Below are 958 nucleotides of genomic sequence, written 5' to 3'. Positions count from 1 at the left end.
AAGATAATTTGGTCCAGAGGAGAAATCCGCTGGATTTTTTATATTCTTATGAATGCTTTTCCATGGCATAAAAAATACGCAGTTTGAAATGATAGAAATCTCGAAAACCGTAGGCATTCCGTTTCAATACCTTGATATGATTATTCAGGCATTCTAATGGACCATTGGAATAGGGATAACGTCGTGCATTTTTGATTTGTTTATGATATTTCTTAAAGGTGTTTAGCGTAGTTTGGCATTGATTGGGAAGAGCTGTGTCGTCTAGTGCGAGTAATTCACTAAAGCCTAAGACATCCCATTTTTTAACGCGATAAAGGAACCCTTGATAGATATCACACCCTATTTTTAACTCATCACTGTAGGAAAGAAGACGGTCAACGATTTCGGTTTCAGTTAAATGCTTCTTAAAACTTGGGCGCCATATAGGCTTTTGGTAATTCAATTTATCTTGATTCTTCTGAAGTAGCTTCCAGTAGCGCTTTAATTGTTTTCCTTTTGAACGATCCTGCGGATCCTTCAAAAAAAGATTTGTCCAAGAGATACGATGGTTTCTGAAAGTTCGCCCAATGTGCTGTACAATGTGGAAACAATCAATAAGTAGCTTTGCCTTTGGAAATAGCTTATGAACTAGCGACATGTAAGGTGAGTACATGTCCATTACGATATGCGTGACGTGACCACGTTGTGACGTTGAAAAACGATAAAAATATTTTTTTAGATAAGACAATTGTCGATTTTCCAAAATATCAAAGAGTTGGTTTGTTTCACCGTCCATCATGATAAAGCTCATGGCACCAGAAGTATTTCAAACAGATTGAAATTCATCAAAAAGTAAGATTTTAGGCAGCTTTGTTTTAAACGGGATCATTGGCTGGTAGAATTTTTTTGAGTATACGATAGACGGAAGAAGTGGAAATTTTTTTCTGATGGGCGATTTCAGTCATTGACGTGTTCTTTT

Annotated in this window: 1 pseudogene; it reads right to left on the bottom strand. The window is 36.4% G+C overall.

Annotated elements, in window-relative coordinates:
• Positions 1-38: 38 nt before the first annotated feature.
• Positions 39-958 (bottom strand): annotated as a pseudogene (locus ECA01S_RS13760) (ISL3 family transposase); the annotation flags it as partial.

Origin of the sequence: Enterococcus canis NBRC 100695, from assembly GCF_001544375.1 — a bacterium.
Classification (GTDB): Bacteria; Bacillota; Bacilli; order Lactobacillales; family Enterococcaceae; genus Enterococcus_H; species Enterococcus_H canis.
The sequence above is the reverse complement of the archived record's forward strand: the minus strand, read 5'-3'. Positions and strand labels throughout refer to the sequence as shown.